Below are 26,249 nucleotides of genomic sequence, written 5' to 3'. Positions count from 1 at the left end.
CATTCACATATTAATTCAAATTCACCAGATCTGAAAAGTCATTCTACAGAAAACCAAAATAATTAGTAAATTTAAATTCAAAATTAAATTACTCATGACTGCATCAATCGTATTTCAAATCGTTAACACCATCGTTATTCCTGCCTGGCTGATTCTTATTTTCTTTCCTGGCAAATCCTGGAGAAATCCCGTTATTTATTGTTTTTCTATGGCTATGGCCGTGGTGTATTTGGTTTATGTCATCCAAGGTTTTGGAGATATGGACATGGAATCTTTTAGCAAACTCGAAGGCATAAAAGCCATGTTTTCCTCCGATGAAGCCGTCTTGACAGGCTGGGTTCATTATCTTGTGTTTGACTTGTTGGTCGGCAACTGGATTCTGAATCAGTCTCGGAAGCATGGCCTCAATCATTTTCTGATCATTCCTTGTCTATTGCTTTGCTTTATGTTTGGTCCCGTTGGCTTTTTGCTGTATTCCATACTCAAAGTGAGCAAAACAAAAAAACTAGCCTAAATTTTTATACAACTCAACCTTATTTTTCATAAATAAAAATAGTTTCAATATCTGTTTCGAAAAGTCTGGCCAGCTTTATGGCAAGCACCAAACTGGGATCGAACTTTCCCTTTTCTATGGCATTGATCGTTTGCCGCGAGACCTCAACCGCTTTTGCCAGTTGGTCTTGCGTATAATCGTGTTCTGCACGCAAAACTTTCAGTTTATTTTTCATGCGTAACGATTTCTATTGATTAACAAAGCAATAAAGTAAGTGATGCCCATAAAACCAACAAGCAAACTGATTTCTGCATCCATAGGAATTAGGTTTGTCGTGTCCATGACACTGTAAGTGATGCCAAAAATAACTGTTAAACCTAAAGTAATTCCCAGAGCTTCCAGTTGAATTTTTCGTTGCAATTCGTCCAAACTATTAAAATAGTTACGGTTAGCAATAATCATGGCAATGCCATTAGCAAAATTGGTCGCCACGGCGAGAATAGTGAGCAATTGGTGGTCATCCCAAATAAATTTTGGTCCAAAAGTCGCAAAGGCTAACGAAGCCACCCAAGACCACGTCCAGCCAGCCAATTTCAATACTTTTTTCTTTTCTGCTGTCATTTTATAAGTAATTAAGATTATACATTATGTAAATAAAACTTTACAAATATAATTCAAAAAATTAGAATGTCAAGTTTATTTTACATTATTTGAAAATGAATCTTATGTTTTACAAAAAGAGCAGCCATGAATCTAAGGAAATTCAAGCATTTCCTCCTATCTCAGAATATTCAAATTGAAATTCAAAAAGCTATTCTATATGATTTAGTCGAACTTTAGAAATGAAGATAATGAAAGCTCGCTTATTTTTTTCTGAATAACACCAAATGAAATAGAAAAAAAAGTATTTTCGGCGATTCTATTCATATATAAAACTAAAGATTTATGGCTTCTGGATTTTTTGCAATTTTGGATGATATCGCTGCACTTATGGACGATGTTGCTGTAATGAGTAAGGTGGCTGCTAAAAAAACCGCAGGTATTCTTGGCGATGACTTGGCTGTGAATGCCGAAAAAGCTTCTGGCTTTGTATCTTCCAGAGAAATACCGGTGTTGTGGTCTATTACAAAAGGCTCCTTACTCAATAAATTAATTATACTGCCCGTTGCTTTTTTGTTGAGTGCTTTTCTGCCTGTTGCCGTCACCATAATATTGGTTTTAGGTGGCTTGTATCTTGCTTATGAAGGCGCAGAAAAAATCTATCATTTCTTTGTGCCCTATCCAGATTCTAAAAAAGAAGAACTCAAAAACACGCAAACAGAAAGTGAAATCATCGCTTTAGAAAAAGAACGCATCAATTCTGCTATTTTAACTGATTTCATTTTGTCTGTTGAGATTGTAATTATTGCGCTCGGCACAGTTTCCGATAAAGGTTTAAGTATACAGATTCCTGTGGTCACCATTATTGCGTTGATTGCTACTGTTGGCGTATACGGCATCGTTGCTTTAATCGTTAGAATGGATGATACTGGAGTCAAATTGATCAATCAAAGTTCAAATGAAAATAGTTTTAAAGCCAAACTTGGCCACGTTTTAGTAAATGCGCTACCCAAAGTCATCAAAAGTTTATCGGTCATTGGTACTTTGGCTTTATTGCTGGTTTCCGGCGGTATTTTCTCTCATAATGTTGATGTTTTTCATGGTCTTTTTCCTGTCCTGCCTGCTATAGTAACAGAATTTATTCTTGGTTTAGGGATTGGTTTTATTTGCCTCTTGTTGGTTAAATTAGTTCTAAAACTTAAAAACAATTTATCCCCAGATAAAACCAAAGACTAAATCTAAGTTTTAGCTTTTCTACGGATGCCCCTAAGTGAGCTTTGTTTTGTATTGTTTTAATAGAAATGTCCCTGATGTGGACATGATTTTGGTTTTTGGTTTTTCCATTGCCAGTCTTAATCGATTTGACTGGCATAAAACGAGCCTAAATGTCCCTACTCAAAAATAAAATTGTATTTTTAAAAACAAAAAAGGTGATACTTACTTAAACAAAACATGAACACTTTTAACGACATAAAAGAATTAGTTACCGCTTTGAAAAGAGAGGAAAAACTAATATCTGAAATGTTTAGCAAAAGGAAATCCATTGATTACAAATTGAGTGATGCTTTAGAACTTGTTGATTATGAAGAAAGTCGTATTGACTTATTAATTCAAAAATCTGTCATAAGAGAAAATGGAGGTTTTTTGGAACTTGATGGGCAATTTTTAGAGTTTTTTGAACAAGTGTTATTTGTTAGCGAAGAAATCAACCTTTCATATATTGACGAAAATATAAAAAGTATAAAAGAAAACATTGTTTACTTTTTAAATGAACATAGCGAAACGAAAAGATATACCTACTTACGATTTATAAAAAAAACGTTTCGCAATATGGGGCTTATCACACTTAGAAGTGTAGTAGATTTAAGACGTAATATCGAAAATACTTTTAAGAATGAATCGAACTATAAAAACAAACAATTAAAACTAGAAAATCTTGATGAGAAAAGAACAGTAATTATAAACTTGATACATCAGACATTGTCACTTATTAATGAGGAAGAACTCACTTTTTTCAATAGAGCTTTAGATGAAGAGTTAGGTAGAATTATTGTTGAACTAAAAAGTCAGTTAGGAGAATGCTCACACAACCTAATTGAAATAGAAAAACAGATAATTGATTATCTAAATCAAATAAAACAACAAGGAAGGTTTTTAGAAAAACTACGAAAACTTAAATACTTAAAAGACAATTTTACAATTGAAGCTGAAACTGACATCAAACAAATAATTTCAAACAAAAATCAAGTCATTTTTGAAGCAAGAACTAATCAATCCATAAACTTATCTATTGACTTTCTTAGAGAGGACGAGCGAGCTTTTGATACTATTAAAAGAATTGCTAGAAATTATAGAAATAGATTACTTTTCAAGCAAGACATAGCAGAAAGTATTTCTAATGACTATCTTCAAAATAATATTGAAGAAGAAATAATGGTAAATCTAGAAGAAGTAAGGAATCGTTTCATTGCCACCAGTGACAATTTATTCAATTTCATTTTAAACTATGATTTTATGAAAGACATAGATTTTAACGAAAGAGTCACGATTTTTTGTCAAATTATTTCTCAGTATGAAGAAGAATTACAAATACAAGATAATTACCAAACTGCCAATGGTATTGAATATGCCATGGTATTTTCAAAATAAATTTTAATGTATCCAAAGTACACATCAGAAATATTTAACGTACTTCGCAAAGGAGAATTTATCTGTTCAAACAGCCCTAAAGACGACATTAAAAAACTCTACAGAGTTTTAGAAGATGAAGAAACGTTTGAAGATTTATACGAATATTTTTATCAAATTAATTATATATTAGAGCAAGGCAACGAATATTTTTATTTTAGTCGTATAGAAAACAATGCAGACCTAGACAGAAAACTAGAAAAAGCGTTTAATTGGATTGATATCCTAGACTTTTTTAAAACTTTCGACACCTCTTTTGACGTAGGCTTTAGATTTTCAGCATCAGACATTGTAAATCAACTAAAAAACAACGCTGATTTAAAAACCAAATTGGAAAAGCTAAAAAGAGTAAGTGGAGATAAAAAGACAAATTCTGAACGGATAAAAAAAATCATTGAAAAGCTAGAAAAAGATAATTTCATAACCTTAGAAAATGAAATAACTGAGACATACAAAGTACTTACCTCTTTTAATTATTTAAAAGATATTATAACAACTATTAATATTCCTGAAGAAATAGAAAATGAGATACCTGAATAAAATAGTTTTTATAAATAGTGCATCTGTACAATATGCCGAAATCGAATTAGATGGAAATGTTCACTTAATTGGAACACAAGGCGTAGGAAAAAGCACGCTACTTCGTGCTATATTATTTTTTTACAATGCCAATAAAACCAAACTAGGAATTCCGAAACAAAAGAAAGGATTTGACGATTACTACTTCCAATATCAGAACTCTTACATTGTTTATGAAATACTAAAAGAGAATATACCATTTTGTGTTTTAGCCTACAAAGTAAATGGGAAAGTTGCATTTCGTTTTTTTAACTCTGCATACAAAAGAGAATTATTTATAGACAAGGATAACAGAGCTTTTGAAAGCTGGGACAACATCAGAAATGCGTTTGGAAGAGAAATTTATTATACAAACCTCATAAAAGGCTATGACGAGTATCGCAGAATTATTTATGGAGATAATAGCGGTTTAAAACCTGAGTTCAAAAAGTATGCACTAGCAGAAAGTAAGCAGTATCAAAATATACCAAGAACTATTCAAAATGTACTTCTAAACACTAACCTTGAAGCACAATTTATTAAAGATACTATCATAAATTCTTTAAATGATGAGGAATTTGTAATAGATATTGAGAATTATGCCAAAAATCATTTACGTGATTTTGAAACACAAATCAACGATATTAAAATATGGTTTAAAGAAAACCGAAAAGGACAAATTATAGTAAAGAAACAAGCTGATAGAATTATTGATAGATACAGAGTTTACAATTTTCTTAACATAGAAAAAAAAGATCTAACTTTTGCATTAGCTGCTAGAATAAACTTTATCGAAAACGAAAAACCTATTTTAAATTCTAGTTATTCTAAAGAAGTTAACGAATTAAATGTTCTTTCAAAAAAAAGAGAAAACTTACTAAAAACACATAAAAGAAGAGAGCAAGATATTGTTTCTGATATAAAACTAATATCTACAAGGCTATCAGAAGCTAAGCAAAAACAAGAGGAATACGAAAATCAAAACATTAAAAAACTAATTTCAAAAGTTTCTAATAAAGACGCTTTAACTGTTGAGCAAAGAACTTTAGGAGACGAAAAAAATCTGCTTACCTCTAAATTTGCGCAAATTAGTCAAAAATTTGAAGCTCTTATTAAACAAATCCAGAACCAACAGCAAGAGTTTACAAATACACGGAACGCTGATATTCTTAATATAAAAAGTGATTTTGGAGAACATAAATCTTCAGTATTTGACAAGTACCAAAAATTAATTACTCATATCAATGATGAAAATAAAGATGAAATAGACAAGGCAATCATTGATTTAGATAATGTAAAAGAGAATGAAAATAGTTTAAAAAGAAAGAAATCAGAATTAAAACATAGAACCTTTTTTTTAACAGAAATTGAGAAATGTAAAGACAATGGAAAAACACTTAGTAACAAAATCTCAAACTCGAAAAACAGCATTCTAAATGCAACAAACGAAACAAAAACAATTCGCAAAGAATGGGAATTAGAAACAAAAGAAGAAGAAAGACACTTTAGCTCTTCCGTTGAAAAAGAAAATGAAAAAAGTAAAAAACTAACATTAAAAATTGAGAACATTGAAAACAAAATTCAACAAAGCAAATCTTCTCTTTATGGCTGGTTAAACGATAACATTAATAATTGGCAAAATACCATAGGAAAAGTGATTGATGAAGACAATGTACTCTTCAACACAGAATTGAATCCTAAATTGATAGATACTAATTCCTCTACTCTATTTGGTATAGAGCTAAACTTAAATACATTAAAAAACAGGATTAAATCAGTAAAAGAATACCAGCAAGAAATTGAGGTTTATAAAGGTGAGATTAATAAAATCCAAAATGCTATTCAACAGCTTAATACGAATAAAGAAAGTAGCTTGAGTAAGCTAAAAATTAAATTTGGTAAAAAACTAAAAACCCTTAATGAGGCTATTGCAGAAAACGAATATACCATTTCTCAAAACAAAGCGAAGTTTAAAAAGAATAAGATTGATTTAGAGGAATGGATTTTAAAAGCAAAATCAGAAAAAGAAGCTGTTTTTCAAAAATTAGAAGATGATTTAAATGATATTGCATCAAAGAAATTAAAAGCTGAAGAAATCTTAGAAAAGATTAAGAAAGGAATAAAACGAAAAAAAAGTTTAAAAGAAAAAGAGAGAGATACCGAAATTAAAGTTTTAGAAGAAACTAAGAACAAGGAAATTTCTGAAATAAACACTGCTATCTCAAAAGCAAAATCAGCATCTGATAAAAGGATTCAAGAATTAAAAAAAGAGCAGAATTCTGAATTAGAAAACAAAGGAGCTGATACAAAAAGACTTACTCTAATTGATGACAGATTAAACCAAATTACAATAGACCTTGATTACATAAAGGAAAATGAAACTATTGTTATAGAGTACAATAAAGACAAAAGAGAACTATTTGACAAAGTGCCTCAATTAAAAGTTGACAAGGCAAGTTTAGAGAAAAAGCAAACTTCAATAATTAGTGAACATAAAATGGAGTTGAATAAAATCAACACAAAATATGCAAAACAAGAAGAATTTGTTAAATCCATACAAATCAAAATAAATGAATTTGATAGTGACTTGAAAGAACTTGAAAGTTTTAAGCTTTCAGATGCATTTTTAAGCGTCAAAAACTATTATGATGACCCTAAACCTAATGTTGATTTTGATAATCAAAAGAAAGGCACGGCTATCATTACTGAAATCAACAGCAAATACTACAAAGGAATCGAAACTTTTAAAGAGCTACAACAATCCGTTAATGCTTTCACAGGTAATTTTGATGAACAGAATGTTTTTAAGTTTAAAGTAAAACTAAACGAAGATTCAGAGTTCCTAAATTTTGCATTTGAGCTTAAAGAATTTATTGAAGAAGATAAAATTAAAGAATATGAAAAACGTGTAAATGATAGGTTTGCGCACATTATTCACTTAATTGGTAGAGAAACCACAGAACTAAACTCAAAACAGGGCGAAATTGAAAAAATAATTAAAAAAATAAATGATGATTTTCTTGGCAAAAATTTCATTGAAGCCATCAAAACAATGGAAATAAGAACGCTAGAAAGTTCAAACCCTATTGTAAGACTATTGATTAAAATAAAAGAGTTTAACGATGAAAATAGTCTTGTTTTAGGAAAATCAAATCTTTTTACATCTTCAGAAAGTAACACGAAAAATCAAAAAGCGGTTGACTTGCTCAAACAACTGGTAAAAGAGTTGGACAAATCAAAAAACAAGAATTTAACGCTATCAGAATCTTTTGATCTACAATTTAGAATTATAGAGAATGACAACGACTCTGGTTGGGTAGAAAAGCTTTCTAATGTAGGTAGTAATGGTACAGATATTTTGGTTAAAGCTATGATTAATATCTCGTTGTTGAATGTTTTTAAAATTGATGCTTCAAAGAAATTTAAGGACTTTAAGCTACATTGTATGATGGACGAAATAGGCACACTTCATCCTACTAATCAAAAAGGAATTTTAAGGTTTGCCAATGAAAGAAACATTTTACTCATCAATGGTTCGCCAACAAGTCAAAATGCTACCGACTATAAATATACCTATAAACTAGCAAAAGAACAATCTAAAACCAATTCAAAAAAATACATCACTAAGATTAATAGATTGATTAAAAAAGTAGATAACAGAGTTCTTAATTAATGAAGTTAAACTTAAAAATAGCAAAAGTATTAGTACAACTAATCAATGGTGAATCAATTCCAAATAGTTCGGCTAAAGGAAGATTAATAGATGATTTAGTTGCTGAGAATATTATTTACAGAAAAGGGAAGCATAAAAAATCATTAGAATTAATAAATGAAAAAGGTTTACATATCTACCTAGCAAATCAATTACAGATTAATGATTTGAATGATTACATTATTTTAAAAGAGAATCCAAATTCTACTCGTGCCGAATCAACTAAAATAACCACAGACTCTAAGGTTTCAAAGGAGAGAGCATTTAAAGGTTTTTTAGTCAATAGTTATAATTCTATAACGGCTGAATTAAACAACAATACCATAATTATTAATCCTCAAAAAGGAAGTTTTATTTTTATTTATGATTATGAATCTTTCAAAATACCAAAAGAGATAACAGTTGTTGGAGTTGAGAACACAAAAAATTTTAGTCAGATTCACAAACAGAAATACTTGTTCAAAAACATTAATCCCTTATTTATATCACGTTATCCTCAAAATCAAAATAAGGACTTTATAAAATGGATGAATTCTATACCAAATAATTATTTACACTTTGGAGATTTTGATTTTGCAGGTATAGGAATTTATCTAAATGAATATAAAAAACATTTACAAGAAAAGGCAACTTTTTATATTCCTGAAAACATAGAAAGTGATTTGAAAAAAGGAAATAGAGAAAGATTCAATATCCAAAAACCAAACTTAGAAATAAAAGAAATTCAAGAACCTGAACTTTTAACCTTAATAATGATGATCAACACAGAAAAGAAAGGACTTGATCAGGAATTTTACATAATAGGATAATGCAATCCATCAGTACTCCTTCTTCCCAGGAATAACTCCTCTCACACCACCACGCGGATTTTCAACGTCATTTTTATATCTTGGAATAATGTGGATATGGCAATGGAAAATAGTTTGACCAGCAGCTTCGTCAACATTGATGCCGATATTGAATCCATCGGGATTGAATTCTTTTTGTAGGTCTGCTTTAATCAGGTTTACCAAAAACCAGCAAGCCGATTGCTCTCTAAAACTCAATTCAAAATAACTGGAAACCTGTCGTTTTGGAATTACAAGCGTATGACCTTCAGAAACGGGAAATTTATCTCGAAAAGCAAAACAACTCGCCAATTCGCCAACTTGTTCTTTAGGTTCTAGCTTTTCAAAAAATGGACTGACTTCAGATTTATTTTGATTTAAAAAACTATAATGTTGATATTCATAAATTTCAACATTGTCATTTCTAAAAATGCTTTTAAAAGGAAGAATCACATTGGTCTGATAGGTTTTAACTTTATGGATGAAATGTGTTCTAAAACTTGCTTTCTTAATATCTCTCCTTACGCTAAAATAGGCTTTTCCACCAAACTTAAGTAAACTAGAAATTTGATATAAAACTTTTGCTTGATCTTGGTTTTGCAGAACATTCAACACATAATGACATAAAATCGTGTCGTATTTTTGCTTTGGATAATTAGGTTGATAATGTGGGTCATAACCTTCTACTTCAAATCCTTTGACTTTTAATTCTTCAACATCTTTACCGTAACCACAGCCAAAATCTAATACGTTACCTTCAATTAAGTTTTCACCAAGCAAAAATTTCGTCGGAAAGGACATCTTTTCTCTTTCCTTGGCGGTGCGGTGTGAGTTAATGTTTTGATTAGCCATATACTTATTCTAAAAATTCAAAACCATTGTTATGAGCCACAGTTATTAAAGGACTTATAATATCCTTAAACTTTATAAAATCAATATGTCTTTGATCATTAAAATCTGGAAAAACAGACAAATATTCTTCTTTATATTTTTTGGGCATAGATTCACCAAACATTTCAATAGCATCTTTTTGTAAGCTATAGAAATCCTTAAAATGTTTTTTAATTGATGGAAGCTTATTGTTTTTAGACGTATTAAAACTTGAATTAATAGGAACTAGATTCCAAATTAAATCGTGAGAAACAAAGGAATAGGGTACAAAATGATCAACATGATAGTTGTTAATGTCTAAGATTTCATTAGTAAAAATACATTTAGTATTTGGTTTTTGCTCCAAATACACATTCCAAAACTTCTGTCGTTGTTTTGTGAGCGTTTTTCGTTTAGCTTGTTTTATGAGCTTATTAATAACATCAGGTGTATTTGGATTTCTAGCTTGAATAAACAAAGCTAAATTCCAATAAATAAAGTCCTTGATGATTTTTGCATTCAATCTAATGTAATCATACCAATTCTGATTAACTATGATATGAGTTTTAAATAACTGGTAAATTGAATTGTCATAATCTCGTTGTGAAGCTTCGTAAACCGCAGATTTAGTCCCTTTATACCAAGGACTTAAGAATTTATGAGGAACGTTTTTATCTAGATGATAAAGCTTTTTTAAAATGCTAGACTCCTTAGTATTTAGCAATCGTTTTCTTATTTCTTTTTTATCATCGTTTATTGTTATTGATGTAGAATTAAAAAAGTCATTGATTAATTCAGAAATATAATCTTGACTTCCAAAAGATAGCTTGAAATACTTTACAGGATACCAAGCATTTGCAATCATTCTGGCAAAAATATTTTCCTTTTTAATCTCTTTTGAACCTAATTCAATTTCTTCAACTATACTTAAAAACCAGTAAAACTTATAGGTTGCTGATGTGTAATTAAATACACTTGCTAAAGCATTATTATTAATGTCTGGAGAAAAAGGAAGTTGGTTCATTAAAACTAGATTTGAGTAACTTGAATCAATACTACAATTAAATCGCCTAAAACTACTCATAATTTTTACGATTGTCAATACCTAATTACAAATCGAGAAGAAATGCTAATTTAAAACTTTCATTCGATGTTGAAAGTTTGGTGAAATTTGTTGGCAATAACTAAGTTTGGGAATTTTGAATATGGTTTTCAATCTGAACAAATCGGGTTGTCTGTTAATAATACAAACGACAAATGCAAAAATAAAATCATATGCTGTTGATTTTTTAGAAAATTGACTGATATTCATAATTATTGAGCAACTCAAAATAGAATTATTGAATAATTTTTAATTAAAAAATGTTAAATTTTTCATTTTTTATGTATTTCTAATTTTGTAAAGCCTTGAATGGTGGGCAACACACGAAATTGTGGAAAACTATGTGGATAACTTTATATCAAATCTGAGAATAAATACTTAAAAAGATTTTAGTTTTGTTAAAGCGATAGCAAGAATTGTTATCATCTTAACCAGTTATCCAAAATTAAACGGATAGCATAAATTTTTTTAACATGGTTGAAATAACACCACAAGAGAGAAAAAATCCTCTCGATCCAGAAGCGCCGAGCAAATTTTATGCTCAGGTCATTGCAAGCGGAAGTACCGACTTAAACCGCTTGGCACACCTCATCTCTAACCAGTCCACAGTCAGGAAAGCAGATTGTATGGCTGTTTTGGAGGCTTTGGTGCACAACATTTCAGACGAATTGTCTGAAGGACGTTCAGTAAAACTTGGTGATTTCGGAATTTTCAGTATTGGTGTAAGATCCAATGGTGAAGAAACACCGGAAGAAGTGAATGCCAACACGGTCAAAAAAGCGCATTTGAACTTTAGACCAGGCAAAGGCTTTCATCCTTTACTGAGGAATGCTAAATTCAAATTAGTCAGCTAGTTGTTAGACGCTTGAATTATTACTTGATTCCTTTGCTTATCTACCTAATAAGCAGAGGAATCTTTTTTTTTACCAAATTTCTCTCTAAAAAACACTAAGCAAACTTTCCATAAGTCTAAAAGATTTTCCCATATCTTTAAGTATAAACTGAATACGTCTTAGCATCGTTGATTTTATTCTAAGTGATTTTAAATTTCGATATTTAAACCATTTACATCTTTTAATTCTGTTCCTAGATATTTTCATTTTTATGATTTTACCTTCCTGAATTGAATGAAAAGCAAGTTTTGATAACGAAATGATTATAATTTTAAACTCAAATTTGAATATTTAAATTTTCAAAATATTGTTTTTCAGATATTTAAAAAATAAGTCTATTGATTAAAAGGCATAAAAAAAGCTCAAAAATGCAGCTAGTTGTTAGATTTTTGAGCTATTAATTGATTCCCGAATTCACCTAAAATTCGTAATAATGCCATAAATATAGTAGTATTTGCTCTATTTGCGCAAATAAAAGTCATTAAATTTTTAAATTTTTTCAATTTAAAACGCTATAAGTCCCGAATTTACTAAGCTCAAACACTTCTAAAATTTTCAGCATTTGGCTTCCAAGGAAAACTGTTTTATAAAATCCAATTCTGATTAATTGGCTAACTTGGGTACATTTAAATGGTTGTAATTCGTGTATGATGTAACTCGCTAAATGCTAGAACTCCTAAACTTTTAGTCATAAAAAACCCAAAAGTCTAATTTTAATAGCTTTTGGGTTTGGGAATGAAATTCACAATACTGACTTTATTTGTGAAATTTTAGCTTTCAGTATTTAGTTAAAGTTTTAAGCCATAACTGCTTCAGCATACTTTGTTTTAGTTATGCTTTCCCAGGCCGAGTGTCCCACATATTTTTCAACTTGATTCTCTCGCTCAGGATCGATGACCAATAGATGAATCCATTGGTTGTCTAGCAGTTCCTTAATTTTCTCATTATCAGAAATCAGACTATTCAATCTTGATTTTGGTGCATGAATAAATACGGATAAACGCTGTGGTTGGTGGTAATTCTCTTCATCCGTCAGCTTGACCGATTGTAGTGGTAAACCAGATTTTAAATCACCGCCATTGCCTTGCACCACTCCGAATTTACCGACAATATTATGAGTGATTTTGGAACCGCTACCATACATATTGTTATCAACCGTAGAAAAATAATAGTGGTTGTTGATCCATTGTGTAACTACCATTGGACCATTTAGAATAGCATTGAGCGCACTACCATCTTTGTCTTTTTCCCAGTCATAAGAATGAAGGAAACATTGACCGTCTAAATTGCTGTCTTTAGTCAGATTTCTATCGCCAATGATAAATCCTGCATTTTTGGCCAAACCCCACTCTGGTCTGGTTTCCGACCAGTCTGTAGATTTCTTATAAGCTTGATTTACGCTGTCCTCCTGCCCTAGCCTTTCTGATGTTGCACTAATTTGCGCTTTTGCTAAATCTTTTTTCAGCAGTCGAATCTGATCTTTAAATTCTTCTGGCGCTTCTGCATCGAATAACTCAATCTCATCGGTAGTGGTATTATGCTCTGCTCCTAAAAATAAAGTGTCTTCAGGAACCAAAATACCGTGCTTTTCCTTAAGCGCAAGTCGAACCTCTTTAGAATTTGCAAGTTTAGCAATCATTCTTGCATTATGCCGCCCTGGACTAGCTGCGCAAGCGCCACAATCCAGACTCGAGGCAAAAGGATTGTTGGCGGTGTGGCTGCCGTGTCCTGCAAAAACAATAAGTGGTGCAAAAGTTTTCCAGCCGGTCAAATCGAAGGCAGATTTTACAATTTGGGTCTGTTCATCTACGCTTAAATGGCTTTGGTCGCTAACTTTGTGCATTTGCGTTTCGCAGATACTTTCAACAGAGTTTGAAGCCGAATTTTTGTTCTTCTTAGGTTTTCCAAAAGTTCGATACAACAATTGGTAAGCATAAGCAAGTCCAGCACCTTCCACAAATCCAAAAGCCGATGGCAGAATATTTTTCATTCGCTTTAGAAAATAGCCTTTGAATTCTGATTTCTTATGTTTTGTTTCTAAGTCTTGAAAACTTTGGGTGTGAGCTGAAGTATTTTGTTCTGTAACTTTAAAAGCAGATGACAAAATTGGCGGACATGATTTTCTAGTCAAACCTGTAAATGCAGCTTCGTAGTCCATTGCTATACCAAAAAAACCAGCATAACCATAGGTTTCATAATTGCCTTTAGATTCAATATTTCTTCGGATAAGCTCGGAACGGGTATCGATACAAAACACCAATTGTGCGTCTGGTTTAGCAGTTTTGTCCTGAGTTTGGCCTTTCAAATTGAGTTTTTGAAGCATATGTTTTTGCCAATGGTTTTCTACTTCAGCTAAGCACTGCTGTAGTATATTTAGCAATTGCTGCTGCGATTGAGAAGGCTTGACGTTGGCTTTGACTTCGGAACCCAAAAACTTGGTAATTAGCAGTCTTACCGCCAAATAATCTTCAAGTTCCAATGGGAAGTTTTCTTGCCAATCCGTTTGGTTGTCTTTTCGATATTTTATGTAACCCACCCAACCTGGCAAGGCGGCAAAATGGTTTTCGAAACATTGCAGTTGTTCAGCCTCGCTAAGATGCGCAGTTAGTTGATGAATGGCATCTAAGCTGGATTTTGGCAGTTTTTCACCCTTAGGAAAGGCTAGGTTCTGATCATATTTTGCTAAACTTTTCCAAGCCTGATAAAATCCTTGTTTTTTATCTGGCATTTGCCAATCTGCCAAGCCTTCATCTAAAAAGACACTTAACCATTTGACCAATATTTGATCGACTTCGTGGTTAGGATTTAACTGTGAATTGTTTTGAAAGGTGTTCAATGCGCTAAGGAAATCCTTTACTTCTCCTTGAAAGTCATGTTCGTTTAGAATATCTTGAACTTGTTTTTCACTTAAAAAATCTTGTTCCATCATGTGTTTGAAAAACGAAACTTCAGGATAAGCTATGCTTCCAGTTTTGGTAAAGACTCGAAAACAAGCCTCTTTAAACGGCAACGATTCGTAGCCTGATAATGGGTTTGAAGTTACAAAAGCGTAAAGCGGCCAGGTTGTTCCAACCACTTTAGCAGAGGTTTGGATATTCTTTGAAATTGCTTGCAAATCCATACTATTTATTTTTTAAATTTTAAAACTGTGTGTTTATGTGGCTGTGTCAAATTCAGAAGTTTCACGTATAACCAAGGTGTTTTTCTGTAAATCCCAAGTTTCATCAGGAAAAAACCTAGTAGAAACAGCATACCAAAAGCGATTTCAATAGCCGTGAGTTTTTGAGGCACAATGGCATAATTCAATTCAATCAATAATAAACTCACGGCATTATAAATCAATGCATACATTCCAATACCAATTATAAATAATGCCGCAGAAAGCATCAGACGCTGTCCATAACTGTAAATTTTAGCTTTGATAATGTTATAGGTCGCTTGTCCAACGGTAATGGCAATAATCAGAGTTAGGAATATACTGCTATCGGTTAGCGAAGTTTTATTGGTGAGTAGCATAAATAAACCTGCACCTAACACGCCAAAAATAAGAACTATAAATGCTTGTAAAGCTTTAATTTTAATTTTGAGAGCTTGTTCTGGAGAACGCATTTCAACTTCCTCGCCTGAAGATAAAAACAAATAAGCTTTGTAAAACCCGTGCAATATAAGGTGAACAATCGCCGCATTGAAAAATCCTAGTCCACACTGCATTACCATAAAACCCATTTGTGCAATTGTGGAACAGGCCAATTTATGCTTTACATTGACCTGAAGTAGTTTTACAAATTGTGCAAAAATTGCGGTAAATCCTCCCAGAATAAATAATAAAGTTAATGTGTTTGAGGCGATTAAGACCGAAGCAAAAATTGTAAACAGTATGCCTGCACCATTAATAAATCCGGCATGCATCAATGCTGAAGCTGGTGTAGGTGCCGTCATTGCAGATAATAACCAACGGTGAAATGGAAAAAGTGCAGATTGTATAAGTCCGGCTAAGATTAGCAAAAGTGCAGCTGAAAGCAATACTGAATAAGGTAAGCTTGAAAGGTTTTCAAAAATAACATTCAAAAACAAAGCATCGCTGTAGTAAGCTAGCAAACCTAAGCTTAGACTTAAAAGTAAGCTACTTGCTACAAAAAATCGAAGCGCGTAATTTGAAGCAGCACGAGCTTCGCCCCAATCAGAATTTACACCGATGAGTTTCGACATAAATAAGCCCATAAAAAACCAACTGGCGATGACTAAGCCAACATGATTCGAAATTACAAAAAGTAAAACCGAAGAAATGAATCCCAAACTGTATAGTGAAAATACTTTTTGAAACTTGAATCCCTGTAAATAGCGTTTGGCGTAAGTGCTAATCAGTGCGCCAAAGAAACTTACAGTGGAAAAGATTGCTAGACTTAAGCCATTAATTCTGAAGTAAGTTCCTAGAGTCCAAGTGGTGGCATCTTCCACAAAATAAATTCCGATGCCGCCAATACTGATGAAGAAAAAAATCCACAAAATCGGATTGATCAATCTTGAAATCCAGGGAATATCTGTCTTTACATTCTGCGATTTGTTGTGTTGTAATGCTATGGTTGAGTTCATATCTCTGATTTTTAGGTCTATCCAATATTTATTCGATGATTTCAATTTTCAGAACACCGTCGATTTTCAATTTTGTTTGGTTAGAACTAAGACTTCTAATCATATCCTGAAATTTTTCCTTTTCAGCTTTCAACTGCTCTACCCTATTGTTTATGGGTTTTTTATCTATTTGGTGGTTACTTTCCCAAAATTGCATCCCTTCAATTCGGTGGTAATTGATTTTTTGATCAATCAAGGCAGATACAATGTCCATGGCTTGAGATTTGGTGAACTCCCCATCGACGAGGTTAATTTCTTTAGTGTCAATTGCTTTTGTAGTTGTGTTTTTAGTTTCCATTTTTAATTTTATTTTGTTTATAAGTGCAAATATTATAATTTTGATTCATAAATTTTTATTTATATATTTAATCACATACATTAATAATATTTATGAATTACACTTTGCATCAGCTTAAAGTATTTCTTAAGATCTCTCAAAATCAAAGTATTACAAAGACATCGGAAGATTTACATTTGAGTCAGCCAGCGATTTCTATTCAATTGAAAAATTTTCAAGATCAATTTTCAATTCCATTAACGGAACAAGTAGGCAGAAGGATTTATATCACCGATTTCGGAAGAGATATCGCCAAAACAGCAGAAAATATTTTGAATGAAGTAGAATCTATCAATTATAAAACCAATGCTTATAATGGACTAATGACCGGTCGTTTAAATTTTTCTATTGCCTCTACCGGAAAATATGTTATGCCTTATTTTGTATCTAAATTCATTCAGACTTACAAAGCTGTAGATCTCACTATTGATGTTACGAATAAAACACAAGTGGTAAGAAGTTTAGAAAACAATGAGATAGATTTTGCTCTGGTTTCAGTTTTACCAGATAAGTTGAAAATCAATACGATAGATTTATTACCGAATCAGTTGTATTTGGTCGGTTCCAAAAACTCTGGAATAAATTTGTCTTCGATTAAAAAATTAAACAAACTTCCATTGATTTATAGAGAACCTGGCTCTGCCACCCGAAGAGCCATGGAAGATTTTATTGCTTCAAAGAAAATTACAACCTATAAAAAAATAGAATTAACATCCAATGAAGCAGTTAAACAAGCGGTTATTTCTGGACTTGGGTTTTCTGTTATGCCGCTGATTGGGATAAAGAATGAACTCAAAAACCAGGATTTAGAGATCATTCCGATCAAAGGCTTACCAATAACAACGAATTGGCAGTTGGTGTGGCTTCAATCTAAACAGCTTTCCCCTGTTGCTAAAACTTTTCTAAAATATATAGAAAGCAATAAATCGCAAATAAAAGATGCACATTTTGACTGGATCAATCAACACTAAGTTCTAAATTGAAATTTGGAGTAACCAGTTATCTGTATTCTGGATTTTGAAAACTCCACCGCTTGCCATTGTCCCAATCTTCGCGTGAATTGCCGTAAGCTGGATAACCATCATGATCTTTAAGCATTTTTGCCAAATGCATTAAATTATAACTCATAAAAGTTGTGTTTCGGTTGGTGAAATTATTGTCTTTGGCATTGGCTTCCTCATCCAAATAACTCGGTCCAGGACCAACTTCGCCAATCCAACCCGCATCAGCCTGCGGCGGAATACTGTAACCCAAATGCTGAAGCGCATACAAGGTACTCATTGCGCAATGCTTAACGCCATCTTCATTTCCAGTAATGATACAACCACCGACTTTACCGTAATACACATACTGACCTTTTTCATTTTGATGACCACTCAAGGCATACAATCTTTCTATCAACAGAGAAGCTACAGAAGAACGCTCTCCCAACCAAATTGGTGTGCCAATCACCAGAATATCAGCCTCTAAAATAGATTTGGATATTTCTGGCCAGTCATCCTTTTGGTCGCTGTGTTTGGTCATATCTGGTTGAACGCCAAAAGCAATGTCATGATCTACAAATCGGATATGTTTTACAGAAACGCCTTCTTTCTTCATAATGTCGGCGGAAACATCAATCAAACCACGTGTATTACTGATTTCAGGTGATTTTTTAAGCGTGCAGTTTACAAAAACTGCCTTGAGTCCTTCAAATTTCATATTATTTATTTTAAAGATTCTAAAATTTATTTAAATAGCTCTCAAACTGATTTTGAGTTTGTTCAAGATGGCATAAAAATTACTGTATTCATATTTTATTTAATCTAAATGCAATGCATTGAACATTAATTCGTTTCTAATGAAATAAACTTACGAAAATTCTATTTTAAAAAATACAATATCTGTCTTTCAATTTAATATTTGTTTAACCAAACAAGAAACTAATCCATAAATTATAGCCAAAGAAATTGGAAGAATAAAATATGGAATTAATTTTGCCGTTGAAAAGAAAAGAAGGACAATGAATGAAGGTTATGATATGCTAGACTTACCCAATTTTACAAGTGCAGGCACTTCACAAATGCAAATACAAATTGAAAGAGAATCCATTTCTATTGAAAATATTGAACTGATTGACAATGACTTTGAAGAAAGCGATATAGGTAGGCTTTATTTTGCTAAACCTGAGCAGTTCATTAAAATTCAAAAAATTAGCAAAGGAGAAACTTTTGTATTTTACTGTATTTTAGATAATGATGGTAAAATTGATAGATTGAAATTTGACCATCAAGGCATGTTGATTTCTTAATATTTTGAATATTATCTGATTAAATTTCTGAACAAAGATCAAAATCACAATCCGTTAGCATAATAATTATTTGAATTTTTAACTGAATTAATTTCCTATCAATTCAAAGTAAAATTCTTTAGAAATGTTTAATAAATCTTAACCATTAAATTTTTCAAAGTTTCCCATATCAATATTTATGATGCGTTAGCATTTAATTGAATATATTTTTGATACTGATTAGTTACAATTTCGGTTTATATTCCCGAAAAGCACTCGTTAGTAAATTTTTATTCCTACAAACAGATATTCGATATTCTAAGTAAAGGCGATTTTGGAAATGAAATTTGTTTTAGCTTGTCTAGAATTGCCACTGATGGCAACGTTTGATATCGGTAATACAATATTTATAGAAGGTGGCGCTAACGCCTCTTACCTACTCGATACCAATATCTCTGGTGAAGATTTTGCTGGCAATTCTTTTGCAGATTAAATTGGCAAAGACAATTTTAAAGATTTTGACTACAGTTTAGCCGTTGGTGCCAATGTAAATCTTTTACATTAAGTGATTGTTGCTAGATACAACTACGGTTTGCAAGATATTGTCAATAGTAACCTTATTTCAGCTGCATTTGGTGATGTAAGAAACTCCAATTTATATGTGTTTTTTTTAGGCTCTAGTAACAAATATCACATAAAAATCTATTGAATTTCATTTATTTTACATTAAAAAAGAAATGTCAGAATTCTGGAATGAACGCTTTAGTCAAAATGAATATGTGTATGGCGAAATGCCCAATGCTTTTTTTGCTGAACAATTAGACCAAATCAAACCTGTTGGCAAACTTTTGTTACCACTGGAAGGAGAAGGTAGAAATGCCGTATTTGCTGCAAAACAAGGCTGGTTTGTTGATGCTTTTGACGCTTCCACAGAAGGTCGAAAAAAAGCACGACTATTGGCTTCACAACAAAATGTAAAGATCAATTATGACATTGCCGCAGCTGAAAACTATCTCGCTAAAAGCAATACTTACGATGCTGTGGCTTTAATATATTCACATTTGAATCAAAACATCAGAACTCAGTTTCATCATGAAATTATAAAATCCTTGAAGACCGGGGGTACTTTGATAGTTGAAGCTTTTCATCCTAATCAATTGTTGGACAATTATACCTCTGGTGGTCCAAAATCTTTAGATATGCTTTATACTCCAGAACTTCTGGAACAAGATTTTGCTGGACTTGATATTTTGAATTCCAGAACAGAAAAAATTATGCTCTCTGAAGGCGAACACCATCAAGGTGAAGCTTTTGTCACTAGATTTGTCGCTAAAAAACTTTAATATGAAATCACTGAATTCGTTTATCGTTCTATTATTTTGCTTTATTTCAACATTTGCTCAGGTTGAGTCTGCTGGAAAAGCCATGTATGTCATGAAAGGCATCAGTTTAGAGAACCACATTGACTTTGACAGTATTCCGAAAACAAATTTATATGGCGTGGCTACTGCTGAAAATCTACAAGGTGAAATCACTATTTTCAATGGAAAAATTCTTCATTCTTCTATTGAAAATGACGAAATAAAAACCCAAATTCTAGCAATAACAAAATCCCCATTTGCTGCTTATACTAAAGTTGACCAATGGATTTCAACAGAAGTTGATGTGAATATATCTTCGTTATCCGAATTTGAAAAAGTAATAGCAACCACGGCGGAGAATTTAAATTTAGATTTGAACACCGCCTTTGCTTTCAAAGTTGAAGCTGAAATTTCTGATTTGAAATTTCATATCATTCAAAAAGATTTGACCCAAAAATCACATTCACACCAAACACATAAAGACTCTAAACATATTTTCGAAAGACAAAATCAAAATTCAGTTTTATTAGGGTTTTATTCACAAAATCATCAAGGTGTATTTACGCATAAAGGTAGTTTTATTCATGTGCATTATATAGATAAAAACCAAGAAGAAACTGGACATTTAGACGATATTGAACAAAAAGGAAAAATCAAAATTTATTTTCAAAAATTATGACCAAACAATCAGACTCCGAATATTGGAACAATATTTATGAAACCAAAGTTGAAAACGAAGTCGGTTGGTACCAAGAACAACCTTCGCAATCGCTAAACTTCATCGAAGCAGCACAACTTTCAAAAGACGCTAAAATTATTGATGTTGGTGGCGGACACAGCTTTTTAGTAGATCATTTACTGGAACTTGGTTACCATAACCTTAGCGTTTTGGATATTTCTGAAGCTGCACTTTCAAAAACAAAAAAACGTTTGGGTGAACGTGCTAAATATGTGAATTGGATTGTGAGTGACATTACAAATTTCAAAACTTCAGAGAAATTTGATTTATGGCACGACCGGGCTGCATTTCATTTTTTGATCAATGCAAAAGACCAAAAAACCTATAAAAATTTAGTCAAGACTCATCTGAATTCAAATGCACAACTTATCATCGGTACATTTTCAAAATCCGGACCAAACCGCTGTAGTGGTTTACCTGTAAGTCAATATGATTTGGAAAATTTAGAGACTTTTTTCGCTCCAGAGTTTCGTATCGAAAGCGGTACAAATTTCAATCATATTACTCCAAGCGGTGGCAAACAGCATTATAGTTTTGCTAGACTTGTAAAGGTTGATTGATATTACATAAGAAATGTTTTTCTACAAAAAAAGCCCGAACACTGAGATTGTTCGGGCTTTAGTGGTGCTAATTCACATAAAAAATTAATTATTTATTCTTCCGTAGTTTTTTTATGCCTAAAAATCCACCGACAACTAAACCAAGCGCGACAAGACCGCTGATTGGCAACTCAGCATCTTCCACAGAAGAATCGAAACCAGGTGGCAATTGCGCATAACTTACAAAACTAACAAAGCTAAGCACAAGCCATATCATGTATGGCTTGACTTGCTTTGGCTTGTTTTGATGGTTGCTATTATTGTTTGTCATTTTTATTTATTTTATGATTAATTTCTCTCTATAAATTTGTTCACCTTGGATGAATTCTACAATGTAAATTCCTGATGATATTCCATCAGTTTGAATTTGCAATCTGTCCTGATCAGCTTTTACAGCTCTGGTCAATACAACCTGACCTGAAATATTGTAAAGCTTTAAATTTGCATTTTCTCCTGATAATTGACCGCTTTGAATTGTAAATTGCTGATTGGTCACAGGATTTGGATATACACTGAAATTTTCAAAGTTTTCATCTGAAATACTCAAAGTTGTGTTTTCTACACTGATACTGAATCTGTTCATTGACAGACTTTCAGGAATAGAAGCATCAACCGAAAATTCGATATAATTCAAACCATTTTCCAATAGTGTTTGTGAATCGGTGTAGTTGTCTTTCAAATACACACTGGTATTTTCATCAAAATCAGATAAGTCGGCTTCAAAAGTATAATTTGTATGATTATAATTATAAACAGCTAGACCTAACTCATCAGTCGTTTCAGGCAATTGACGATTTTCAATACTTAAGAAATTATTATTTTCTAATCGCGCCAGGTTTTCAGATGGATTGCCCATTTTTGGTGCATCTTCGTGTGTAACAGCATTACTTGCATTAGCATTGAAACGAATACCGATGGCATCGTATGCAATCTCGCCATTTTGAAGACTCTGACTTTCATAAAGTCTTAAATTCAATTTAGGCTCATTATTCTGAGAAAACACTGTATTGCTAACTTCATTCACATTTTTACTTGCTTCAGTAAATGTCATAGAAGCTGAACCATTCGCTAGAGTTTTAACAAAAGCTGCTTGACCAGGTTGCAAATATTGATTAGCCAATGAGGTAGAAGGATTTGATCCATCGCTTAAATCTACGACAACATAAGCCCCATCATCATTCACATTAGGATCCCAAACCCAGTAAAATCCAGATTCTACATTACTATAAGTTAAGCTACTCATATCCACAGTCGCTTGATAAGGATTACTAATAAAACTGAATTCATTAGCGGTTTCGCTTAAATTATCAATAAGAACATCGCCAACTTTTAAAGATCCACTCGCTCTTAGGCTTGTTTCACTTTGGGCAGAATTATCTGTTAAGTCAATATTTCTGTCACCTCTTACATATAGGCGATAAGCTTTTCCTGCAACCAAATTTGTTGCATTTGTATTGCTTATAGCCGACCAAGTTTGGTTAGCATTATTGAATTCAAATAAAGATGCATTTCCAGTGGCTGTCGCATCAAAGCCATTGTCACCAGAAACACTTCCTGTAATATGAGTTCCGTAACCTTCTGGTGAATTACCGCTTTCTTGCCAGTTGTTGTAAATGCTGGATTCAGAATCTAAAGCTGCTGAAATGAATCTAAAACTTCTATTGGCTGGAATATATCGCTCAACTGTAAATAAACCAGTTCCTGAAATAGTTCCATTTAATTCTGCTAATTGTCCAAATGAATTGGTCTCACTTTTAAAAACAATAGTTCCGTTATTGCTTATCGAAGAATTTACAAATAAAGTGTTGGAAACATTTACAGTCGCACCAGTATTTACTGTAAGATTGTTTGCACTAATAGCTTGATTGAAATCTACACTACCGTTAGTAACTACAATCTCATCAGCAATGGTTGAAACACCAAAAGGAATTTCTGGAGTCCAAGTTCCATTATTGAATGTGAAAGTTTCTGAACCAACTTCTGACTCTTTACCAAAGTAAATGTTATCAACAAAGACTTCTAAAGTTCCAGCAGGTGTTCCCGATAAAATGAGTTGCTGTAGTGAATTTCTAACTGTTAGCAGATTTGCAGCGTTAGTAACCATACTTGGGTCTGCAAAATCCTCTAAAGGAATTTCTAAGCTTTCCCATTGGTTTTGAGGAATATTAAAGGCCAGTTCACCTTCAACGCTGCTACCCAAATCGACCAATTTTACTCTAAAAACTGTGGCGTTAGGTGACCAAACATCTAAATGAATATAATCCATTTCAGAAGCGTCAATAGGATTGGCAACAGTTTCGATACCAATAAAATTTAAATTATAATATCGTTTGGTTGGGTTTCCATCAATTTGTAAATCTTCCAATTGTCCACTAGACCAAGGCGTTAACCAAGTATCAACACTAACGTCTGTGTAAGCATCACTGTACATACTAATAACGTTTGTACCATCTTCTGTTGGCGTAGGTGCTGCTTCTGTAGGTTCAGAATCCACTGGACCAGTTGATCCACCGCCAGTAACTACGGATACTTCAGTCGGTTCTGAAAATAAACTTGCCGATGAATTGTATTGGTATAACCAAAAGGTGTATTCTACGCCTGGGTCTAAACCAGAAATTACAAAACCAAAAGCTGCATTTCCTCCGCCATCGCCAGCTGTATCTCCAAAATTGTATTCAGTAGCTGTCAACGGATCCGATACATTAGCAGAACTCAGGGCATAAAACAGTCGGTATTCAATATTTGGGTCTGCTGAATTATTTGGACCACAAGCCAAAAAGGCTTCACCTGAATTAACTGTATTATTGTTTGCAACAAATCCTACTGCTGGATTTGGAGCCGTCCCTCCAGAACCATCACTAATAACTACATTATCTTGTGTTGGTTCGGAATATTCTTCAGTTACTGTATTATACTGGTACAGCCAGAAGGTTTACTCTACCCCTTGAGTTAAACCAGAAATATCAAAGTCAAAAGCTGCATTTCCGCTACCGTCACCAGCAGTAGTCCCAAATGTATATTCAATAGCTGTTAACGGATCAGATATATTGGCAGAACTTAGAGCATAAAACAACCGATATTCAATATCACCATCTGCAACATCATTGACTCCACAAGATAAGGAGGCTTCTCCTACATCACCTTGACTAACATTGAAACCTGTAGCTGAATCTGGAACAGTACTTGACGACCCGCCTCCTGTGACCACGCTAACTTCATTTGGTTCGGAAAATAAACTAGTTGAAGAATTGTATTGGTATAACCAAAAGGTGTATTCCACGCCAGGATCTAAACCAGAAATTACAAAACCGAAAGCACTCGTCCCTCCGCCATCTCCAGCAGTATCTCCAAAATTGTATTCTGTCGCTGAAAGTGGATCTGCAACATTAGCAGAAGTCAGTGCATAAAACAGTCGGTATTCAATATTTGCGTCTCCAACATTATTGGGACCACAAGCCAAAAAAGCTTCACCTGAGTTAACAGGATTACCTCCAATATTATCGAATGCTACAAATCCAACCGGAGTTGGTGGACTTTCTTGAAAAATGCTTGTTACAAAATTATCAGCAAACGAGTATGTTTCATAATGAGCAGTCTTGTTATTAGAAAAACAAACTGAACAAATTAGAATAAGTAAAATAGTGGTTTTTTTCATAAGATTTATAGTTATATGATTCACCTAAACTTACTTTAAATATATCATAACACTTAAAATAACTTGTTATTAAAACTATACAAAATAAATTTTTAATTCTATGATTTATATTTAACTTATAAAAGCCCATATAAATTAGGCATATCATAAAAAATAAATGTAAAAATTATTAAAGTAATAATATCAAATGAAGTGGTAATGTATAGGCATATTTAAAAGATAGAGCATAAAAAACATAATTATTTTATTCATTTTATAAATTTTACCCTCTAAAAAAAACAATCTCATAACTTTAGTATTATAAAATCATTAAATTATCAATTTGAAACTTTGTGAATCATTTAGTATTTTAAGGCAAATTCTATATAAATTTTACTAAATATTTTTTGAAATAAAAAACCCTCAACAAAATGTTGAGGATTTAGCAAATAAATTGGTAGTTAATCTACTTTCTTTGGTTTATTGATTTTACGCCTAAAACTCCACCAACAATTAATCCAAGCGCGACAAGTCCGCTGATTGGTAGTTCGGCATCTTCCACTGAAGAATCGAATCCTGGTGGTAATTGTGCGTAACTCATGCAGGTCACAAAGCTAAGCACAAGCCATATCATGTATGGCTTGACTTGCTTTGGTTGGTTTTTATGATTACTATTTTTCATGATTGTTTATTTTAAAATTAACTTCTCTTTGTAAGACTGTTTGCCATGGGTCAACTCAAGAATATAAACACCTGATGACAATTGATTGGTCTCTACATTTAAAGCTCCATTGCTGTTTACTTTCAATCTTTGTGACATCACAACTTGACCTGAAATATTGAATAATTTCAAATCTACATCTTGACCAGCTAAATGAGTCGTTTGAATTGTAAACTCTTGGTTGGTCACAGGATTTGGATACACACTGAATCCT

Annotated in this window: 26 protein-coding genes; 13 read left to right on the top strand and 13 right to left on the bottom strand. The window is 32.6% G+C overall.

The genetic code is table 11. The features are described from left to right. Window positions 1–94: 94 nt before the first annotated feature. Window positions 95–514, top strand: coding sequence for an ABA4-like family protein (locus tag EIG86_RS00125; protein WP_127844128.1), 420 nt, complete (start codon window positions 95–97; stop codon window positions 512–514). A gap of 19 nt (window positions 515–533) precedes the next feature. Here EIG86_RS00125 and EIG86_RS00120 read toward each other — a convergent pair whose 3' ends face one another. Both EIG86_RS00120 and EIG86_RS00115 read right to left on the bottom strand, forming a co-directional pair. Beyond that, window positions 534–728 carry a helix-turn-helix transcriptional regulator gene (locus tag EIG86_RS00120; RefSeq protein ID WP_127844127.1) on the bottom strand — a complete coding sequence of 65 codons (195 nt, stop codon included), beginning with the start codon at window positions 726–728 and terminating at the stop codon, window positions 534–536. Further along, the gene (locus tag EIG86_RS00115; RefSeq protein ID WP_192901688.1) at window positions 725–1,114 is read right to left on the bottom strand and encodes a hypothetical protein; all 390 of its coding nucleotides are present in this window, start codon (window positions 1,112–1,114) and stop codon (window positions 725–727) included. The genes EIG86_RS00120 and EIG86_RS00115 overlap by 4 nt, the downstream gene beginning before the upstream one ends. Before the next feature lie 324 nt (window positions 1,115–1,438). Here EIG86_RS00115 and EIG86_RS00110 point away from each other — a divergent pair, with 324 nt between their 5' ends. The 5 genes from EIG86_RS00110 (at window position 1,439) to EIG86_RS00090 (ending at window position 8,860) form a co-directional block, all read left to right on the top strand. Continuing rightward, on the top strand, window positions 1,439–2,329 hold the full coding sequence (locus EIG86_RS00110) for a DUF808 domain-containing protein (protein ID WP_127844125.1): 891 nt from the start codon (window positions 1,439–1,441) through the stop codon (window positions 2,327–2,329). A gap of 216 nt (window positions 2,330–2,545) precedes the next feature. Next, window positions 2,546–3,742: a hypothetical protein gene (locus tag EIG86_RS00105; protein ID WP_127844124.1), complete on the top strand. Its 1,197-nt coding sequence runs from the start codon at window positions 2,546–2,548 to the stop codon at window positions 3,740–3,742. 6 nt (window positions 3,743–3,748) lie between these two features. Next, entirely contained in the window at window positions 3,749–4,321 is a 573-nt protein-coding gene (locus EIG86_RS00100) for a condensin complex protein MksE (protein ID WP_127844123.1), read from the top strand. Next, window positions 4,305–8,012, top strand: a complete 3,708-nt coding sequence (locus EIG86_RS00095) for an ATP-binding protein (RefSeq protein ID WP_127844122.1) — start codon at window positions 4,305–4,307, stop codon at window positions 8,010–8,012. Before EIG86_RS00100 ends, EIG86_RS00095 begins: the two co-directional genes overlap by 17 nt. Continuing rightward, a complete protein-coding gene (locus EIG86_RS00090; protein WP_127844121.1) occupies window positions 8,012–8,860 on the top strand; it encodes a DUF7281 domain-containing protein in 849 nt (282 codons plus the stop codon). Before EIG86_RS00095 ends, EIG86_RS00090 begins: the two co-directional genes overlap by 1 nt. A 9-nt stretch (window positions 8,861–8,869) precedes the next feature. On the opposite strand, the gene EIG86_RS00085 is transcribed toward EIG86_RS00090, so the two are convergent. Further along, the gene (locus tag EIG86_RS00085; protein WP_127844120.1) at window positions 8,870–9,730 is read right to left on the bottom strand and encodes an HIT family protein; all 861 of its coding nucleotides are present in this window, start codon (window positions 9,728–9,730) and stop codon (window positions 8,870–8,872) included. Window positions 9,731–9,734: 4 nt separating this feature from the next. After that, window positions 9,735–10,772, bottom strand: a complete 1,038-nt coding sequence (locus EIG86_RS00080) for an HNH endonuclease domain-containing protein (protein WP_157983089.1) — start codon at window positions 10,770–10,772, stop codon at window positions 9,735–9,737. Window positions 10,773–11,323: 551 nt separating this feature from the next. On the opposite strand from EIG86_RS00080, the gene EIG86_RS00075 reads away from it, so the two are divergent. Next, on the top strand, window positions 11,324–11,704 hold the full coding sequence (locus tag EIG86_RS00075) for an HU family DNA-binding protein (RefSeq protein ID WP_127844118.1): 381 nt from the start codon (window positions 11,324–11,326) through the stop codon (window positions 11,702–11,704). Between the two features lie 835 nt (window positions 11,705–12,539). Here EIG86_RS00075 and EIG86_RS00070 read toward each other — a convergent pair. From EIG86_RS00070 to EIG86_RS00060, 3 genes are read right to left on the bottom strand one after another with little or no spacing between them, the layout of a single operon-like run. Continuing rightward, window positions 12,540–14,864: a DUF2309 domain-containing protein gene (locus EIG86_RS00070; RefSeq protein WP_127844117.1), complete on the bottom strand. Its 2,325-nt coding sequence runs from the start codon at window positions 14,862–14,864 to the stop codon at window positions 12,540–12,542. 5 nt (window positions 14,865–14,869) lie between these two features. Further along, window positions 14,870–16,336 carry a proton-conducting transporter transmembrane domain-containing protein gene (locus EIG86_RS00065; protein WP_127844116.1) on the bottom strand — a complete coding sequence of 489 codons (1,467 nt, stop codon included), beginning with the start codon at window positions 16,334–16,336 and terminating at the stop codon, window positions 14,870–14,872. A 28-nt stretch (window positions 16,337–16,364) separates the two neighbouring features. Continuing rightward, entirely contained in the window at window positions 16,365–16,673 is a 309-nt protein-coding gene (locus EIG86_RS00060; protein ID WP_127844115.1) for a hypothetical protein, read from the bottom strand. 92 nt (window positions 16,674–16,765) lie between these two features. On the opposite strand from EIG86_RS00060, the gene EIG86_RS00055 reads away from it, so the two are divergent. Then, window positions 16,766–17,683, top strand: a complete 918-nt coding sequence (locus EIG86_RS00055) for a LysR substrate-binding domain-containing protein (RefSeq protein ID WP_127844114.1) — start codon at window positions 16,766–16,768, stop codon at window positions 17,681–17,683. Window positions 17,684–17,711: 28 nt separating this feature from the next. Here the strand turns inward: EIG86_RS00055 and EIG86_RS00050 are convergent, their stop codons facing one another. Beyond that, window positions 17,712–18,413, bottom strand: a complete 702-nt coding sequence (locus EIG86_RS00050) for a flavodoxin family protein (protein WP_127844113.1) — start codon at window positions 18,411–18,413, stop codon at window positions 17,712–17,714. Between the two features lie 301 nt (window positions 18,414–18,714). On the opposite strand from EIG86_RS00050, the gene EIG86_RS00045 reads away from it, so the two are divergent. The 5 genes from EIG86_RS00045 (at window position 18,715) to EIG86_RS00030 (ending at window position 21,641) form a co-directional block, all read left to right on the top strand. Next, window positions 18,715–19,002 carry a hypothetical protein gene (locus EIG86_RS00045; RefSeq protein WP_127844112.1) on the top strand — a complete coding sequence of 96 codons (288 nt, stop codon included), beginning with the start codon at window positions 18,715–18,717 and terminating at the stop codon, window positions 19,000–19,002. Between the two features lie 319 nt (window positions 19,003–19,321). Beyond that, complete coding sequence (locus EIG86_RS14055) at window positions 19,322–19,474, top strand: hypothetical protein (protein ID WP_157983088.1); 153 nt, start codon at window positions 19,322–19,324, stop codon at window positions 19,472–19,474. A 244-nt stretch (window positions 19,475–19,718) separates the two neighbouring features. Next, complete coding sequence (locus EIG86_RS00040) at window positions 19,719–20,324, top strand: class I SAM-dependent methyltransferase (protein WP_127844111.1); 606 nt, start codon at window positions 19,719–19,721, stop codon at window positions 20,322–20,324. Window position 20,325: 1 nt separating this feature from the next. Further along, the gene (locus EIG86_RS00035) at window positions 20,326–21,021 is read left to right on the top strand and encodes an acetolactate decarboxylase (RefSeq protein ID WP_127844110.1); all 696 of its coding nucleotides are present in this window, start codon (window positions 20,326–20,328) and stop codon (window positions 21,019–21,021) included. After that, window positions 21,018–21,641 (top strand): class I SAM-dependent methyltransferase, encoded by a 624-nt coding sequence (locus EIG86_RS00030; protein ID WP_127844109.1) that lies wholly within the window; start codon window positions 21,018–21,020, stop codon window positions 21,639–21,641. The genes EIG86_RS00035 and EIG86_RS00030 overlap by 4 nt, the downstream gene beginning before the upstream one ends. A gap of 88 nt (window positions 21,642–21,729) precedes the next feature. Here EIG86_RS00030 and EIG86_RS00025 read toward each other — a convergent pair whose 3' ends face one another. The 5 genes from EIG86_RS00025 to EIG86_RS00005 form a co-directional block, all read right to left on the bottom strand. Next, window positions 21,730–21,951: a hypothetical protein gene (locus EIG86_RS00025; RefSeq protein WP_127844108.1), complete on the bottom strand. Its 222-nt coding sequence runs from the start codon at window positions 21,949–21,951 to the stop codon at window positions 21,730–21,732. 6 nt (window positions 21,952–21,957) lie between these two features. Further along, entirely contained in the window at window positions 21,958–24,456 is a 2,499-nt protein-coding gene (locus EIG86_RS00020) for a T9SS type A sorting domain-containing protein (protein ID WP_127844107.1), read from the bottom strand. A gap of 156 nt (window positions 24,457–24,612) precedes the next feature. Beyond that, window positions 24,613–25,335, bottom strand: a complete 723-nt coding sequence (locus EIG86_RS00015) for a hypothetical protein (RefSeq protein ID WP_127844106.1) — start codon at window positions 25,333–25,335, stop codon at window positions 24,613–24,615. 445 nt (window positions 25,336–25,780) lie between these two features. Continuing rightward, complete coding sequence (locus EIG86_RS00010; RefSeq protein ID WP_127844105.1) at window positions 25,781–25,996, bottom strand: hypothetical protein; 216 nt, start codon at window positions 25,994–25,996, stop codon at window positions 25,781–25,783. A gap of 6 nt (window positions 25,997–26,002) precedes the next feature. Then, the coding region (locus EIG86_RS00005) for a T9SS type A sorting domain-containing protein (protein ID WP_157983087.1) at window positions 26,003–26,249 on the bottom strand (247 nt) is incomplete at its 5' end.

Origin of the sequence: Psychroflexus aestuariivivens (assembly GCF_004010055.1) — a bacterium.
Lineage (GTDB): Bacteria > Bacteroidota > Bacteroidia > Flavobacteriales > Flavobacteriaceae > Psychroflexus > Psychroflexus aestuariivivens.
This window is presented reverse-complemented; position numbering and strand designations above follow the sequence as displayed.